Below are 17,448 nucleotides of genomic sequence, written 5' to 3'. Positions count from 1 at the left end.
CTGCCCTTGCATCCTGCCGAGTGACCCTGTGCTTACTCATCCGACGCGTGCGCGCGCCGCTTCAGGTTCGTCTCACCTGCGGGTGGTTCCCGATCGGCTCGTGACTTCCCCTCCACACCGGCACCCGGGATCGCCCCAGGGCCTACGGCAGACGGCGCACGGCTGGTAGTAGAGGTGCTCGATCAGCTGCTCCTCGGTCGCCCGGTCTTGGGGGAACGCGAGCCGGTCGAAGGCTCCCCGCCGATGCCGGTAGAGCACGTCGCCGGGAATGGCGGACTGGTCACGCCGGTCGACAACGTTGGCGTTCAGGACGAGGCCTTTCGCGCGGCGGCGTCTGTTCCGCCCGGACGCGAGAGCGCTCTGAGCAGTGGCCTCACCGAGACCGGGGAACCCGATCCCGAACTCCAGGTCGTGGAAACGTTCGACGGTGTGGTCGGCGCTGCTATGCGGCGTTCCGTGCGAGGACGCCGTGGCGGTGAGCACGAGATCGTCATCGACGATCACGTCGATAGTCAGCCGCTCGACGAGCGGCGGCGCCGTCCGGTCGACCCCCACGGAGAGCACGCCGAGAGTCGACCGTGGGTCGCTCGCCTGCGGGTGGTCTGTGAGGGCGACCATCTGGACGATCGGTAGCTTTGCGGTGCCGTTGGTCGGGTCGGAACAATACAACGACTCGTCACGATGGAGCTCCTCACCGGCGGTGGGCATCGGCGTGCCGGCCCGCAGGATCGTCATCCTCGAACCGCGGGCCATCTCCAGCTCGACGCGCTTGGCAAGGGTGAGCCGTTGGCCATCGTGGGCGATCCAGGCCGAACCTCGAGAGATGAGCGTTCCCGCACTGGAGGGGACCACGACCCTCGCGGGCCCGAAGAGCTCATAGAGACGCCCACGGATCACCGGCATCGCGGCCATGCCGCCGACGACGAGGCAGAGCGGAATCTCTGCGGGCACTACCCCGACACTTTCGAGAAGCGACTCGACGAGCCGGACTCCGTGATCGACGAGTGGCTTGGTGATCAGGTCGAGCTCTTCGCGGGACAGGCGGTAGTGGAGGCTCTTGCCTGAGGCGGGGAATGTCCGCGGTGCGAAGATGCTCACCTCGTTCCGTTCGGAGAGGGCGATCTTGGCGTGCTCGACTCGGCTGAGCAGGCTGGGGCGAGCAGCCGACGGGGGATCGTCGTCGGCGCCGAGCCCCTCGCGGAGCATGGTCCGGGCAACGACCTCGTCGAGGATCGCACGATCGAAGCGGTCGCCGCCGATCTCGTCGGTGCCCCCGTTGCGGAGCTGGACGATCTGGTGCTCGTCGACCCGGCACAAGGTCAGGTCTAGGGTGCCACCGCCCCAGTCGACCACCAGGACGTACCGTCCCCGCAGTTCTCGGAGCGTCGCGGCGGGATCGTCCTGCTCGCGCAGGTATCCGTACAGAGCGGCGAGCGGTTCGTGCACGAACTGCTCCACGGTGACCCCCGCACGGCCGAAGGCCTCGCGCAGTGCGGCGCGTCGAGGACCGTTCATCGTCACGGGGATCGTGACGACGGCACGCTCGGCCCCGTCAAGCGCCCCGCGGTGGGAGCTGTGCAGTGCCTCTTGCCGGACGAAGCGCACCACGTCGGCGACGATGTCGATCGGGTCCCGCTCGATGCCGCCCACCTCGACGGCGCGCCGTCCGAGGAGGAACTTCGGCGAGCGTACGACGTTCCCGTGCACGCCGACGCTCTGGTCGTCGAGCAGCTCGCGTGCCTGCCGCCCGACGAGCATCTCCTCGCCCTCGTACCGCACGACGGACGGGTACGGCAGTCCATCGTCGGCGACGACGTCGACCACCCGATCCGTGCCGTCGGCGGTCACGACCACCGACACGAGACTGTTCGTCGTCCCGAAGTCGAAGCCGACTGTCGTCACCGTCCCGCCTTCCCCAGCTCAGCGAGCCGGTCCGCTTCGTTGCGAATCGCGTCCAGCGCGCGCTCCATGTACTCGTCCGCCACGTCGTGGACCCCTTCGCGCAGGGCCGCGAGGCCGTCTGAGAGCAGCTGCACCTGGACCGTGAGGTTGCGGAACGTTCGGGTTCGCAGCTGCTCGTAGTCGTCGGTGTGGATGCTCGTGTCCGCGACCCGGTTCCTCCGCTCGACGGCGACCTCCGCCTCCAGCTCCGCGACACGTGCGCGGAGCGCTGCCGAGGTTTCCTCCGAACGCGCGACATCGGCCCGCAGATCCCGTTCCAGCTGCTCTGCCCGTGCCGCGCGGCGTGCCTGCTGGGCGGCGGAGGCGCGCGACTCCCGGACCGCCTCCTCAGCCTCGTTGTGGCGCGTGGCGACGTAGTCGACGAGGACGCCGTTCGAGGCACCTCGGGCCGAGAGGAGCACCGCAGTGGCGGAACCGGGCGACATCTTGGGGTCCCTGCGCCACAGGCGTGCGTCGATCGCCTCGTCCACGACCTGGTCGAGAGTCCATCTGTGACCGAGAACCCGGTAGAGCAGGAAGCAGGACACAGCCGCCGTCCTGAGCTTCTCTCGGTCTCGTGGGGTGAGGCTGCGGGGCTTCAGGCCGAGATCTTCCGCACGCACGTCGTTCGCGGCGGTCTTGACGTCGACGGCCGTGACGGGCCTCCCCGGCGACGGTGTCTCGAGTCGTCCCGCGAGCCCGGCAAACACCGGGCTCGTGAGGAGCGCCTCCGCGGAGAGGCCAAGAACTTGGCGGTACATGGGGCCGGTCTCCGACAGGGACGAGCGCGCCAGGGACAGGAGCAGCCGCCACGGTCCCTGCAGGAACGTGTCCGAGCGGGCGAGGCGACGCACCAACGCCCGATCGTCGTCCAGCGTCGCGTCCGAGGTGTCGTGGACGATCGATCGAAGGTCCAGCGGGGCGTGCACGGGCTTGGCCGACGAGTCGAACGCGAGCCGCACGAGCTGCTCGATCGTCGTCGCGGCGGTATCCGATGCCCGGCCGGTCGAGGTCGCCGGGGGCGGGTCTGCCTGGAGAGCGGCGGACGTGGGGGAGGCGGTTGGTTCCATGGGTGTCATTCTGCGAGACGGGGGCGGACGGCTGTCCGCCACTCCCGTGTGGACGATTCGTGGTCGAGGGCGGAGGCGTGCCGCCGCGCGGCGGTTACGTCTCCGGAAGCAAGGTAGTGCTCGGCGGCGACGAGATGTGCCTTGACCTGGTCGTAGACGTCGAGGATCGGCAGGTCCCGCTCCAGCGTCGCGACGGCATCGGCGGCCGTACCGTCGAAGGGGACGGCGGACAGGCCGAGCACGTTCTCGACCGCGACATCGGAGAACGCCGCGTCGAAGCTGACGTGTTCCAGGGTGCGCTGATCGCTCGACACCCACCGCCGTCCCGAGGCGAGGGCGCCGAGCCGCAGGCTGACCCCGGCGACTCTGGGGCTGCGCGTCCTCCCGGCAGCTCGCGCGAACTGGTTCAGGTGGAACGCGACGAGCCCGCACACCGCCTCGGCCGGCGGTCTGTCGAACTCCCCGAGCAGATGCGCGGCCTTGCGGAACCCACTTCGGAACCGATCTCCACCCGTCCCACCGAGCACCGCCTCCTCGTGGGCGAGCGCGGCGAAGAGATACGCGGACAAGCCCTCCACGTACCGCCGTGCCGTCGGGAACGCCCTGGTCTTGACGATGAAGTCGTCGATCGAGCGCGTTTTCAGCTCACGACCGTCGATCAACGTCACGATGTGCACATCGACGCCCAGGAGATCCTCCTCGAGCGCGAGCTGGAAGTCGAACTCATAGACGATGGGCCGGCCAGCACCGAAGAGCTCCACGGTATGGACGCCCGAGCGCAGACTCGCCAGCTCGCCGGGTACGTCGTCGGCGGGCAGCTCGCGTCCGTCGATCGAGATCACGTCCGCGTCGAGCACCGCCCAGTCCTCCGGCGCGCTCGGCCGGGTGACGAGCAGGCGTTGCCGTCCGCACTCGCGCCCCTGGAACACCAATCCAGGTCGACGTCGGGTGTGCCCCAGCCGCCGGTGCACGTCGAGTGCAAGGGGCGACTCGAAGGCGATCCCGCAGGTAGCACACCGCGGCTGTACAGGCTCCACCTTCGGCAGCGGCTCTGGGACCCGGTAGTCGAAGTGCTTCGACACGATCCAGCGGTGCGACAGCACGTTCCGGGGGTCCGTGGAGTCCCAGGCGTGGTCCATGTAGCCCGTGTGCCAGAAACCCATGGCGGGAATCTATCGCGCGTTCACACTGGTCAGGTGCGCGTTCGAGTCAGCGAGCGTGATCGCCGACGGAGGTCCACGGAAGCCGGGCATCGACGACAAAGCGACCGGCGACCACGCCCGCAGAGAGAGTCCCGCCAGCGAGCGCGGCTCGGTCGGCCATCCCGGCGATGCCGGAGCGTGGCCGAGGAGCGAGCGACGCGCCGGCGCCGTCGAGCAACGGGTTCTGGACGACGAGCGTGACTCCCGTCTCTGGTGCGCCACGCAGGGTGATGTCGATGGGCATCTGCGGGGCGTGCTTGAGGGCGTTGGTGACCGACTCCTGCACGATGCGGTAGCAGGTGCGAGTCACCGTGCTGTGTGCCGTATCACCGTCGGCGATGGCCACGTTACTGACGATGCGTGCGCCCCGGTCCTTGAGGTCGCTCAGGAGGACGGTGAGGTCGTCGAAGGACACGGCTGCGAGCCCGTCGGCCCCGGTGCGCAGCGTGGTGAGGACGCCGCGGAGCTCGGCGCCAGCACGCGCGGCCGCGGCTCGGATGAAGGCGAAGGCCTCGCGGACCGTGGGGTCGTTCCCCGCCACGGTCTCCAGGACGGATGCCTGCATGGCGATCTGCGCGAGCGAGTATCCGACGGTGTCGTGCACTTCCCGGGCGAGGGCATCGCGGGCGAGCGCCTCGCGCTCGTCGATGCCGGTGACCTGGCCTGCGGCGCGGACGGCGCCCTCGGTGGTGACCGGGTGTTCTTGGAGTTCTCCGGCGTGCGTGTCGCGGGAGCGCGGCTCGGGCAGCAGCCCGTTCGCGGCGCCGTCCCACACGACGGCGACGCGGTCCCGCGCCCGGGTGGTCGCGACGTAGAGGAGCGACCGCTCCCGTTGGAGGACGTCGGGCCGGTCTCCCTCCGGCGACCGGTCGACGGCCTTCAGAGACTCGGCGGTGGCGCCAAACACGAGGACGTTGCGGAACTCCATGCCCTTGGAGCGGTGCATGGTCATGATGGCGACCCGGCCGGCGCCCGGCGTGTCGTTGGCGCCGTAGTACTGGTTGGGCACGTCGTGCTGGGTCAGGTTCCTGGAGAGTGTGGTGCCGTCGTTGCCGGTGCGGACGAGGACGGCGATCGTCTCGGGTGCGGTCCCGTCGGCCAGCCAGTCGCGGACCGTTCGGACGATGGTCTCGTGAGCCTCGTCCAGCGTGTCGTAGCCCTCGACCACCGGGGGCGGTCCAGACCGGGCAGAGCGGGAGCCGGCGCCGTCGACGAGGCCGTCCTCCATGTCCAGGGTCTCATGGCCGGCGAGGATGCTGGTGGCGTAGTCGAGATTCTGGGCCGTGGTGCGGTAGTTCAGCCGCAGTCGACGGGACCGACCTACCACGTGGATGCCGTGCCGGGACAGGACGGTCCGGGGCGCGTAGATGCGCTGCTGGGAGTCCTCCGCGAGGAACAGGTCGTCCGGTCCCGCGGCGACGAGCGCCCGCAGCAGGACGAGCCGCGCCGGGGTGAGGTCCTGCGCCTCGTCGACGAGGACGTGGTCCGCGACCCGTCGAGCGGTGGCCGCCGCCGACACGTCGAGCGCGGCCGCGGCGATCATCGCCTTCTCGTCGTAGTCGGTGGTGCCCGCGCCGGCGGCAGCCGCCCGGTACGCCTCGATCACGTCCCACACAGCGAGGCGTTGTGCCCGCGCGAGGGCAACGCCGCGGCCCTGCCTGCGCACCTGCAAGTACTGGTCTTCGGTCGCGATCCGCCCGGGCACGACGACGGTCCCGTACTCCGCAGCCAGGAAGTCCGCCGTGCGCACCGAGGGTGCGAGCGCCCCGCCGGCTCCCCACAGCGCGGCGTCCCACGCCCCGTGCGCGGTGGCCTGCACCACCTGCGTCCGCGGACGGCCGAGAAGCTCCGTGGCAGCGTGCTGGACGTCGAGCCCGTACTCCGCCGCGCGCGAGACCAGGCGCCAGGAGATGGCGTCGACGGTGCCGATGTAGACCCCCGGCTCGCCGAGCTGCTTCGCGATCCGCACGGTCTTGTCCAGCAGCAGCAGGTGGGCCCGGAGCGAGGCGGCGAGGGTCTTGTTGTACGTGGTGAGCACGATCCGCGCAGTCGGGTCCTGCGCGTGCAGGTGGCGCGCACGGTGCAGCAGTACGACAGTCTTGCCGGTACCCGCGCCGCCGGAGAGCCGGAAGGCGCCCCGCGTGGAAGCGGTGGCGTGCTCGCGTTGCTCGGGGTGAAGGAAGACCCGCCAGTGGGCGAAGTTCTCGTCCTCGATCGCGGCCCGCAGGTCGTCGTCGTCCTCGAGGTAGGCGAAGAGCATGCGCGACGCCGGGTGGTCGAGGGCACCGATGAGGTCGTCGTCGGTGTCGTGTCCGGTGTCGACCGCCACGGTGTCGGCCTGATACCCGGCGCGGACCTGATCGACGCTCGTGCCGTCACCGAGCAGCAGGAGCGCGTCCGTCTGGACCGCGGACGGCGCGGCCAGTGCGACGTCCAGCAACCGGTCCTGGTCGGCCGCGAGGATCGCCTCGTGCGCGGTCAGGCTGGCGATGCCGAGGTCGAGAAGGTCCTCGAACGTGATGCCGAGCACCTGGAGAACGGGCACGCCGGGCGCGTCGACGTCTCCATCCGCGCTCGCGGCAGGGGCGGGGTGCTCCGCGGCCGCGACGCCTGCCGGATCGACGCGGATCACCTCGGGAAGGCTCGTGTGCGGGTTGCGCTGGAAGACGACGCTCCGGGCGTAGGCGATCGCCTCGTCGTGCGGGAACGTGCCCAGGTAGATGTAGCGCGGCTCGTCGTCGGAGCCCGTGAGCTTGATGAGCACGGCGCGCCAGTACCGGTTGACGCGACCCGTCCGGGCCCGCTTGTCGGCGGCCTGCTCCATCGGCTCGATGTGCAGGCCCGGGGTGGTGTCGTCCTTGCGGAGCTTGTCGATGAACGCGTAGGCCTGCGACCGGACGCTGCCGTCGAGCGACGGGATGTCGGCGGGGATGATCACCTGGGGCACGGGGCGAGGCTATCCGCAGGTCAGGGGCGGATGCAGCGGCCTCTCGGCCTGGGCCCCGCGGCGGCGGGTGAATCTCAGGCGTCGGGGCCCGCCAGAGCGGCGATGACGGCGAGCTCGGCTCGGGTGCTGAGGCCGAGCGTGGTCAGCGCGTGCGCGACGTGCGCCTTGACGGTGTTCTCGGACAGGCGTAGCCGCGTCGCGATCTGGCGGTTGGTCAGGCCGGCCACGAGGTGCGCGACGGCGCGCTCCCGGTCGGTGAGTGTGGCGATCCGGGCCCGGGCGTCGGCCGCGCGGTCCACGGGCACGCCGCCCGGTGTCGTCATGCGTCGGATGACCGCGGCTGCCGCGTCAGGACCGAGTGCGCCGCGGCCGTCGGCGACGGCGCGCACGTGACCGGCGAGGGTGTCGGGCGCGTCGTCCTTGGACAGGAACCCGGCCGCCCCGGCGTCGAGCGCCTGGACGACCGCGTCCTCGCTCCCGTACCCGGTCAGCGCGACGCAGCGGGGTGGGTCGCGCATTGCCGCGACCAGTCGGATTGCCTCGACCCCGCCGACGCGGCGCATCTGGAGGTCGATGAGCACGACGTCGGGCCGGTGCTCGGCGACCGCGGCCAGGACCTGGTCCCCGTCGTCGGCCTCGCCGACTACGTCCAGCCCGTGGGCGGCGAGGATCGTGCGGATCATGGTCCGCGTGTAGGCGTCGTCGTCCACGATGAGCACTCGGGTCACGAGCCACAGAGTAGGGCGCGGGCATGCCCCGAGGCACCCGATCGGGTATCGCGGCCACCCGTTCGGTGGACGTGCCCGCACCCGATCGGCCGATGTGCGCCGCCTGGGCGCAGGGTGAGGGTGGACGTGTCGCGGGGCGCTCGCCTGGCGCCGCCAATCTCACCTGGAGAGCCAACATGTCCGAGTACCCGCCCACCCAGCCTTATCCGCCTGCACCCGGCCCCCAGTTCCCGCCCGCACAGCAGCCCTACGGCGCCCCGCCGGTGAAGAACAGCCTGGCGACCGCGAGCCTCGTACTCGGGATCGTCTCGCTCTTCGCGAGCCTGCTCTTCGTCCCCGCGGTCGTCGGCGTCGTGCTGGGGATCGTCGGCCTCCAGCGGGCCGGACGCACCACACCGCCGGTCGGCAAGGGCAAGGCGATCACGGGGATCGTGCTCTCCGGGGTCGGCCTGCTCGTCGGGATCGGGTTGGTCAACGCGATCGCCGGCGGCGGCGACGCGGGGCCCGACGACGCGGCCACCTCGATCACGCAGGACGCCGACGCGGGGGAGGAGCAGCCGGCCGATGACGCAGGCGCGCCCGCGGAGGAGCCCGCCGCGGAGCCCGTCGAGGAGGAGACCCCGCCGCCCCCGCCCGCGGACCCGTTCGTCGAGGCGTACGGGACGTTCGAGCCGGTCACGACGTCGGGCGCGGGCAAGTCCGTCGTCACGCTGCCTGCGGGCGTGACCGCGGCCATGGTCACCGCCCAGCACACCGGGCAGTCCAACTTCGCACTGAACGTCCTGGACGCGGCCAACCAGCCCACCGGGGACCTGCTGGTCAACACGATCGGGAACTACTCCGGCACCACCGCCTACGGCATGCACGCGCTCGGCGGCGACCCCGTCAGCCTCCAGGTCGAAGCCGACGGGAAGTGGACGATCACCATCGCTCCGCTGGCGACGGCGCCCGAACTCGCGGCCCCGTACCAGGGCGCGGGAGATGGCGTGTTCCGCTACCTTGGCGGCGCCGCGCAGTGGACGTTCACCCACGCCGGATCGAGCAACTTCGCGGTGTTCCAGCACGGCGGGATCATTCCGGGGCTGCTCGTCAACGAGATCGGGCAGTTCCAGGGGACCGTGCCCGTCTCCGCCGGCCCGTCGATCGTCACGGTAACCGCCGACGGCGCCTGGACCGTCTCGTAGCCGGGCGGGGGCCCGGGCGTCGCCCGGGCCGCTACCGCTACCACAGAATCCGCCGCCACGCCCCAGAAAGCGGTACGACCGTGCGAATTTCACCTCCTCCGACCACGTCGAACGGCACCCCTGGACCTATATTGGGCCAGGTGACGACACCCGTTCCCCACCGCAAGCTCATCGAGGTCTCGCTTCCGCTGGAGGAGATCAATGCGGAGTCCGCAGCGGAGAAGGCGGTGCCGCGTAAGGGTCATCCTGCGACGATGCATCTCTGGTGGGCTCCTCGGCCGCTGGCGGCCGCGCGGGCCGTACTGTTCGCCCAACTGGTCGACGACCCGTCGTCACACCCGGACCGCTTCCCACCGGGTGAGGCGGAGAAGGCCGAGCGTGAACGGCTACACGGGATCATCCGAGAACTGGTCAAGTGGGACGAGATCAACAACGAGGGCCTCTACGCCCGGGCCCGCGCCGAGATCCTGGCGTCGACTGGCGGAAACCCGCCGGCGATTCTCGATCCGTTCGCGGGCGGAGGCACGATCCCCCTCGAAGCCCAGCGTCTAGGCCTGGAGGCACACGCCAGCGACCTCAATCCAGTGCCCACGCTCAAGACGAAGGCGCTCATCGAGATCCCTCCGACGTTCGCTGGGCAGCCACCAGTCTTCCCTGGTGCCGCCGACTCTCGGCTTGGCGATTGGCCTCGCGGAACGGGGATGGCCGAGGACGTCCGGCGCTACGGCGCCCTGATGCGCATCCGCGCCGAAGATCGCATCGGCCACCTATACCCGCAAGCGACGCTGCCCTCCGGTGAGAAGGCGACAGTCGTCGCCTGGATCTGGGCTAGGACGGTCACATGTCCCAACCCTGCTTGTCGCATCCAGATGCCCCTTGTCCGGTCGTGGTGGCTCGCTAAGAAGAAGGGCAAGGAGACCTACGTCTCTCCTGAGGTTGTCGAGAATGCCTCGGCTTCGGAAAGTGGAGGTGTTCGATTCCATATCAGGCATGACGTGGCCCACGCGCCCAGTGGCGTGAACGAAGGGACCGTCGGTCGGCAAGGTGCGCGCTGCTTTGCGTGCCAGACTGCGGTCGACTTGAAGTATGTTCGCGCAGAGAGCCGAGCGAAGCGAATGGGCGCTCAGTTGATGGCGACGGTGGCCGAGGGGAAGCGCCAGCGCGTTTACCTCGAGCCGACAGTCGAGCACGTCCGAGCCGCCCATGCCGCTTCACCCGACCTGGCACCTCTTGGTTCGCTTCCGAGCGCTGCACTCGGTTTTCGCGTTCAGGGATATGGTATGACCGAGTGGTCAGACTTGTTCTCGGACCGACAGCTCGTTGCATTGTCGACGTTTAGTGACTTGGTCTCCGAAATGCGCGCCCAGGTCCGAGAGGACGCGATGGCCGCCGGCTTCTCGAGCGCCCCCTCCAAGTCCGATGATGGCGTGACCGCGGAGGCCTACGCTGATGCGATCGCAACGTACCTGGCGATGGCAGTATCGAAGCAGGTCGACTGGTCATCATCGCTCTGTAGTTGGATCAACGGCCACGAGAAGGTGCGTAATACATTTCCGCGCCATGCAATGGCCATGACTTGGGATTATGTTGAGATTAATGTGTTCTCCACGTCGGTCGGCAACTTCGGCGCGCATCTCGAATGGGTGTCCGCGGGGATTGACGCGCTCCCAGCGGGGCCCCGCACAGGGCGAGTCACTCAAAGCGACGCGTCGACGCGAGATTATCGAGGCCTGCTGATCGCCACAGATCCACCATACTATGACAATATTGGCTATTCCGACCTTAGTGACTTCTTCTACGTCTGGCTTCGACGCTCATTGCGCTCGATTCATCCGGACCTCTTCGGAACGATGCTCGTGCCAAAGGCCGAAGAGCTTGTTGCCAACCCCTACCGTCACGGTGGCAAGCAGCAGGCCGAGAAGTTCTTCGAAGACGGCTTCGAGCGTGTTTTCGGCCGCGCTCGCGACTCCGCTAGTCCTGACTATCCGATCACCGTCTTTTACGCATTCAAGCAGGCGGAGTTGGAGAAGGAGGGCGTCGCCAGCACGGGCTGGTCGACGTTCCTGGAAGGCATGATTCGTGAAGGTTGGACCATCACCGCGACATGGCCCGTGCGGTCGGAGCGCGGTGGACGGATGACTTCCGTGGGCACGAACGCCCTCGCATCCTCCATCGTCCTCGCCCTGCGCCCGCGGCCAGAGACCGCCGCCGCGACGGACCGCACGGGCTTCCTCGCGGCACTCCACACCGAGCTTGCGGACGCCCTTCCGAAGATCCGCGAGGGCGCGATCGCGCCCGCCGACCTGCGGCAGACGGTCCTCGGCCCTGGCATGGCGGTCTACTCGCGCTACTCGCGCGTCCTGGAGGCCGACGGTTCGCGCATGTCGGTCAAGACCGCCCTCGCGCTCATCAACGCGACGTTCGACGAGATCGAGACCGAGCAGGACGCCGACGTCGACGCCGACACGCGGTTCTGCCTCGACTGGTTCAAGTCGTACGGCTGGGCGACGCGCCCCTACGGTGACGCGGAATCGCTCGCGGTCCCGCTCGGCGTGAGCGTCGACGGCGTGGCGCGCGGCGGGATCATCACTTCCGGTGGTGGCAAGGTCGCGCTCATCAAGCCGCTCGATCTCGACCCCCGCTGGGACCCGACCCGCGACGACCGCACCTCCGTCTGGGAGGCCACGTGCCACCTCGCCCGCGCGTACGCGACCGAGGGGCGCGAGGCCGCCGCCCGCCTCATGGCGGGCCTGACGGGCGAAGGCCCCGGGACGTCGTCGGGCAGCAAGGTCTCCCTCGACGACGTGCAGCGCCTCGCGCTGCGCCTGTACGAGCTCATGGAGACCAAGGACGCCGCGACCGCGGGCCTGTTCAACGGGCTGGGCGGCGCCTGGGCCGACGTCGCGGCCACCGCGCAGAGCCTGCCGAAGGTCTCCGTCCAGGAGGGTTTCAACTTCAGCGAGGGGGACGACTGACATGGGGTTCGAGACACCCGAGCCGGAGCTCAAGGAGCTGGTGAAGAAGGCTGGCCTCGGCACGATCCAGCTCCCCGACTTTCAGCGGTCGTACCGCTGGGACGACGAGCGCATCCGCGAGCTGCTGGTCACCGTGCTGCGCGGGCACCCGATGGGGGTCCTCATGCTGCTCGTGACGGGCGGCGAGCACGTGCACTTCCAGCCGCGCGCGCTGGAGCGGGTCGACCAGGACGCCGCCGCGGACAAGCGGGACCTCGCCGTGCCGGAGGAGTTGCTGCTCGACGGGCAGCAGCGGCTGACGTCGCTGTACCAGGCGCTGGCGGGGTCGGGCGTGGTCGACACCCGGGACGCGAAGAAGAAGCAGATCCGCCGTCGGTACTTCGTCGACGTCGAGCTCGCGCTGGGCTCCGCGGAAGACCAGAACGACGCGGTGCAGTCGCTCCCGGAGGACGGGATCGAGCGCAGGAACTTCGACCGCGACGTCGTGCGGGACCTGTCCACGTTCGAGAACCAGGTGGCGGCCGGGGTCATGCCGTTCACGGCGCTGTTCGACGGCTCGGCCACCGGCTGGCTCATCGCCTACATGACGGCGGGCGGCCAGGAGGAGCAGACGCGCCGGACGGCCGTCTTCGCGGACTTCAACGCCCGGGTGGTCAACCCCGTGCAGGCGTACAAGATCCCAGCGATCCGCCTCGACAAGAACACCACCAAGGAGGCCGTGGCGACGGTCTTCAACAAGGTGAACCAGGGTGGGCTGCGCCTGGACAACTTCGAGCTGCTGACCGCGATCTTCGCAGGTGACCGCAAGCACTTCCAGCGGACCGGCACGGACTTCCGGCTCCGCGACGACTGGGACGAGACGCGGAAGGTCAAGGACTCCTGGTCGGTGCTCAGCCAGCTCAAGGAGACCGACTTCCTTCAGATGGTGCTGCTGCTCGCGTCGCTCGCGCGTCGCGACGCCGACGTCGCGGCGGGCAAGGAGCGCCCGCGCCGTGTGACCGGCCGCGGCGACGACGTTCTCGACCTCACGCTCGAGGAGTACCTCACGTGGGCGCCGCGGGTGCGCGACGCCCTCCCGTGGACGGCGCACTTCTTCACGTCGCTGCACATCCACACGGACGAATTCCTGCCGTACCGGACACAGGCCGTTCCGCTCACGGTGTTCCGGGTGTTGCTCGGCGACGACGCCGATGTGCACACGGTGCGCGCGCGCCTGCGGCGCTGGTATTGGTGCGGGGTCCTGGGCGAGCTGTACAGCGGGTCCACGGAGACCCGCTTCGCGCGCGACGTCGAGCAGGTCCCCGCCTGGGCGCGCGCCGCCAAGACGGGCGAGGAGGGTGCGACCCCCAAGACCGTGGCCGACGCCCAGTTCGCGGAGTCGCGGCTATGGTCCCTGCAGACCCGGAACGCCGCCGCCTACAAGGGCCTGTACGCGCTCATGCTGGCGCAGGGGCCGGTGGACTGGAAGCGGGACCTGCTCATGGACCACGCCGCGTACTTCGACCTCAACGTCGACATCCACCACATCTTCCCCAAGAAGTACTGCGAGGACGCGGGCCTGGACAAGGCGCGGTGGAACTCGGTGGTGAACAAGACGCCGCTGGCGCAGAAGACGAACATCTGGCTACGGGGCGACTCACCGGCGGTCTACGTCGAGCGGCTGCAGAAGGACCAGAGCCTGGCGCCCGAGAAGCTGGACGAGCTGCTCGCGACCCACCTCGTGGATCCCGCGGCCCTGCGCGCCGCGGACTTCGAGGCGTTCTTCCGCGCACGGCAGGAGGCGCTCGTCGGCGTGGTCGAGCAGGCTATCGGCAAGCGCATTTTCCGCGACCTGTCCGAGGGCCGGCCGACCGACCTGCCCGAGGCGTACGAGAACGAGCCGGACGACATTGACGACGCGGACCTGGACGTCGAGGACTACGAGGGGGAAGTTGCCTGATGGCAACCCTGACGAACAACGAGAAGGTGCTGCGCGGCCTCGACCTGCTCCAGGAGGGGATCCTCCCGTGGGTCGACCTGCGCATGAGCATGCATGCTCCGGCCGGCTCGGACTGGCTGGAGCTGTGGGCGGCGGCGGAGAACGCGAAGTTCGGTACCGCCAAGACGTACAGCAAGGACGATGTGCGTGTCCTGCTGCGGGTCGTGACCGAGCGCTGGCAGGTCTTCAAGGACGACCTCGAGCGCCCGCAGTCCGCGCTCGCGACCGAGCTGCGCGACACGGCCAACCGCGCCCATCACGGGGAGAAGTTCTCCTCTGACGACACCTACCGCGCCCTCGACTCGATCGAGCGCCTGCTCACCGCGATCGGCGCGGCGGACGAGGCCGACGCAGTCGCGACGCTGCGCACTGAGCACCAGCGCGAGGTGTACGAGAAGCAGGCCCGCAATCGCGCCGCGAAGGTGACCCCGCTCGCGGTGGCGGGCACCGTCGCCGGGGTGACGGTCAAGCCCTGGCGCGACGTCGTGACCCCGCACCCCGACGTGATGAAGGGGCAGTTCTCCTCGGCGGAGTTCGCGGCGGACCTGCACCAGGTCGCCACCGGGCAGTCGACCTCGCCCGAGTACGCGGACCCGCGCGAGTTCTTCGCCCGCACCTTCATCACCTCCGGCCTCCAGGACCTTCTGGAGCGCGCGCTGCGTCGCATCTCGGGCGACGGCGGCGCGTCGCCCGTGGTCAACCTCCAGACGCAGTTCGGCGGTGGCAAGACCCACTCGATGCTCGCGCTGTACCACCTGTTCTCCGGCATCGAGTCGCGGTCGCTCCCCGCGGCGACGCAGGACGTCGTCGGGCACGTCCTCACCGCGACGGACGGGCCGGACCCGCTCGCCGCACTGACCGTGCGGCGCGTCGCCCTTGTCGGGACGCGGCTCTCGCCGGGGCAGCCGGCGCCGAAGCCGGACGGGACCACGGTGCGCACCCTGTGGGGCGAGCTCGCGTGGCAGCTCGGCGAGGCGGGCGGCGCGGGCGGCGGCGCGGCCACGTACGCGCGCGTCGCCGAGGCCGACGCGAACGGGGTGCCCCCGGGCACCGCGCTGGACGAGCTCGTGCGCGAGATCGTCGACGGCGGGGAGCGCATCCTCCTCCTCGTCGACGAGTGGGTGGCCTACGCACGTCTGCTCGTGGACGCGCCCGCACCCCTGCCGGGCGGCACGTTCGAGGGACAGTTCACCTTCGCCCAGCACCTCACCGAGCTGGCGAAGTCCACGCCCGGCGTGATGCTCGTCGTCTCCATCCCCGACTCGGAGACTATCGACACCGGCGGCGGCGGGTCGGCGCTCGAGGTCGGCGGGCCCAAGGGCCGCGTGGCGCTGGACATGCTCCAGCAGGTGATCGGCCGCAACGCCGACGACTGGCGGCCCGCCACCGGCCTGGAGTCCTTCGAGATCGTCCGGCGCCGGCTGTTCCAGGAGCCAGACGCGACGGCGCTTGCGGACATCGCGGCGGTCGCCAAGCAGTACGTGAAGTACTACCAGGAGAACACGGGGTTCTTCCCCAAGGACGTCGCCCAGCCCGCCTACGAGGCGCGGATCAAGGCGGCGTACCCGATCCATCCGGAGCTGTTCGACCGGCTCTACGAGGACTGGTCGGCGCTGCCGAAGTTCCAGCGCACCCGCGGCGTGCTGCGGCTGATGTCCCAGGTGATCTCCGCGCTGTGGAACGCGGGGGACACCGCGCCGCTCATCACGCCGGGCATCGTGCCCGTGTCGTCGCCGGACGTGTACTCGGAGATCACGCACTACCTGGACGACAACTGGCGGCCCATCATCGACAAGGACGTCGACGGGCCGGGGTCGACCCCCGTGGTGATCGACGGCGAGCGCCCCGCGTTCGGCGCCCGGCACCTCACCCGCCGCGTGGCGCGCACGGTCTTCATGGCGACCGTGCCGACGCTGCGCACGCAGCACGTGGGCGTCGACGTTCGCCGGCTCCGGCTGGGCGCGGCGGTGCCCGGCGACGTGATGAGCCACCTCGGGGACGCGCGGGAGCTGCTCTCACAGCGCGCGACCTACTTCTACGAGGACGGCGACCGTTCCTGGTACGACACCGCGGCGTCGTCGACCCGGCTCGCCGCAGAGAAGGCGGCGGGGTACTCCGAGGAGGACGTGTACGCGGCGATCGTCGACCGTCTGCGCTTCGAGCCGAAGAAGTCCAGGGGGCTGTTCGATTCGGTGCACGCCGCGCCGGAGGACACCGGCGACGTGCCCGACGGTGACCCGCTCCGGCTGGTACTCGTTCACCCGCGCCGGACTTGGGCCAAGGACGCCTCGCAGGCGACGGAATTCGCCGACGAGGCGTTGAACCGAGCGGGTTCCGGCCAGCGCCAGCGCAAGAACCGCGTGGTCTTCCTCGCGGCCGACCGCGGCCGGTTCGGGGACCTCGAGGGCGCGGTGCGGGAGCATCTCGGCTGGGAGTTCGTCGTCGGTCGCGCCGAGGAGCTCGGGCTGTCACTCCAGCAGAAGAACCAGGCGACCAAGCGCGCGGGCGACCTGGATCTCATGGTCGACGCGCGGCTGCGCGCGGCGTACACGGCGCTGCTCACGCCCGTGGGTCAGCCGGGGCAGAAGATCACGCTGTCGTTCGACCGGCTCGCCGACGGCTCGACGTCGATGGCGGACCGCGTCACGACCAAGTTGAAGAGCGTCGGCAAGCTTACGGACGTCTACGGCACGGAGCTGGTCCGGATCGCGCTCGACGGTCCGCTTGCCTCCGCGTGGACCGGCGGGCACGTCGAGTTCGGGACGCTGTGGACCTGGTACGCGCAGTACCCGTACCTTCAGCGGCTGTCGACGCGGCGGGTGCTGGAGCAGGCCGTGCTCGCGGTCGCGGACTCCGTCACCTGGAACACCCGGGGCTTCGCGCTCGCGGCCGGCTACGACGAGGCGAGCGACCGGTACGTCGACCTCTGGATCCCCGGCGACCAGCCCGAACCGCAGTCGATTCCCGACCCGTGGCTGATCGTGCGGCTCGAACGGGCCGTCGCGCAGCGCGCGGCCGACGCGCGGGCCGGCAGCGGCACCTCGACCGACGGCGTCCCCGGGGGCGTGTCGCCCGTGCCGCCGTCGGGCGGGGGCGAGGCCGGCGGCCAGGGCGGCGGCGCCGTCGGCCCGCAGCCGCCGACCCCGCCGCGCGTCGCGGTGAAGCGGCGCTTCTACGGATCCAAGGCCCTCGACCCCGTCTCGTACGTGCGGGACTGGAACCTGCTGCGCGACGAGATCTTCAGCGCACTGACCGCCACGGATGGCACCGCGCTGCGAATCACGGTCGAGATCGAGGCGGAGAACGCCGACGGATTCCCCGAGGGCACCATCCGCACGGTCAGCGAGAACGGCACGGTGCTGGGACTCGACCAGCAGGGCTTCGAGGAGAGGTAGCGATGTCCGAGGGGGGCGGCGCGAGGCC

General features: G+C 70.1%; 9 protein-coding genes. 4 read left to right on the top strand and 5 right to left on the bottom strand.

Going from position 1 to position 17,448, the window contains the following annotated elements; translation table 11 throughout:
• Window positions 1-72: 72 nt before the first annotated feature.
• The 5 genes from ABRQ22_RS10050 to ABRQ22_RS10030 form a co-directional block, all read right to left on the bottom strand.
• Window positions 73-1,902 (bottom strand): Hsp70 family protein, encoded by a 1,830-nt coding sequence (locus ABRQ22_RS10050; RefSeq protein ID WP_353709412.1) that lies wholly within the window; start codon window positions 1,900-1,902, stop codon window positions 73-75.
• The gene (locus ABRQ22_RS10045) at window positions 1,899-3,011 is read right to left on the bottom strand and encodes a hypothetical protein (protein WP_353709411.1); all 1,113 of its coding nucleotides are present in this window, start codon (window positions 3,009-3,011) and stop codon (window positions 1,899-1,901) included. Before ABRQ22_RS10045 ends, ABRQ22_RS10050 begins: the two co-directional genes overlap by 4 nt.
• 5 nt (window positions 3,012-3,016) lie before the next feature.
• Window positions 3,017-4,174: a hypothetical protein gene (locus ABRQ22_RS10040; protein WP_353709410.1), complete on the bottom strand. Its 1,158-nt coding sequence runs from the start codon at window positions 4,172-4,174 to the stop codon at window positions 3,017-3,019.
• A 46-nt stretch (window positions 4,175-4,220) separates the two neighbouring features.
• Complete coding sequence (locus ABRQ22_RS10035; RefSeq protein WP_353709409.1) at window positions 4,221-7,160, bottom strand: 3'-5' exonuclease; 2,940 nt, start codon at window positions 7,158-7,160, stop codon at window positions 4,221-4,223.
• Between the two features lie 74 nt (window positions 7,161-7,234).
• Window positions 7,235-7,888, bottom strand: coding sequence for a response regulator transcription factor (locus tag ABRQ22_RS10030; protein WP_353709408.1), 654 nt, complete (start codon window positions 7,886-7,888; stop codon window positions 7,235-7,237).
• A 176-nt stretch (window positions 7,889-8,064) separates the two neighbouring features.
• On the opposite strand from ABRQ22_RS10030, the gene ABRQ22_RS10025 reads away from it, so the two are divergent.
• The 4 genes from ABRQ22_RS10025 (at window position 8,065) to ABRQ22_RS10010 (ending at window position 17,420) form a co-directional block, all read left to right on the top strand.
• Window positions 8,065-9,072, top strand: coding sequence for a DUF4190 domain-containing protein (locus ABRQ22_RS10025; RefSeq protein WP_353709407.1), 1,008 nt, complete (start codon window positions 8,065-8,067; stop codon window positions 9,070-9,072).
• Window positions 9,073-9,212: 140 nt separating this feature from the next.
• On the top strand, window positions 9,213-12,047 hold the full coding sequence (locus ABRQ22_RS10020; protein WP_353709406.1) for a DUF1156 domain-containing protein: 2,835 nt from the start codon (window positions 9,213-9,215) through the stop codon (window positions 12,045-12,047).
• Window position 12,048: 1 nt separating this feature from the next.
• Entirely contained in the window at window positions 12,049-13,986 is a 1,938-nt protein-coding gene (locus tag ABRQ22_RS10015) for a DUF262 domain-containing protein (protein WP_353709405.1), read from the top strand.
• The gene (locus ABRQ22_RS10010; RefSeq protein ID WP_353709404.1) at window positions 13,986-17,420 is read left to right on the top strand and encodes a Swt1 family HEPN domain-containing protein; all 3,435 of its coding nucleotides are present in this window, start codon (window positions 13,986-13,988) and stop codon (window positions 17,418-17,420) included. The genes ABRQ22_RS10015 and ABRQ22_RS10010 overlap by 1 nt, the downstream gene beginning before the upstream one ends.
• The last annotated feature ends 28 nt before the right edge of the window (window positions 17,421-17,448 follow it).

It is taken from the genome of Cellulosimicrobium sp. ES-005, assembly GCF_040448685.1.
In the GTDB taxonomy this organism is placed as follows: Bacteria; Actinomycetota; Actinomycetes; order Actinomycetales; family Cellulomonadaceae; genus Cellulosimicrobium; species Cellulosimicrobium cellulans_G.
The sequence above is the reverse complement of the archived record's forward strand: the minus strand, read 5'-3'. Positions and strand labels throughout refer to the sequence as shown.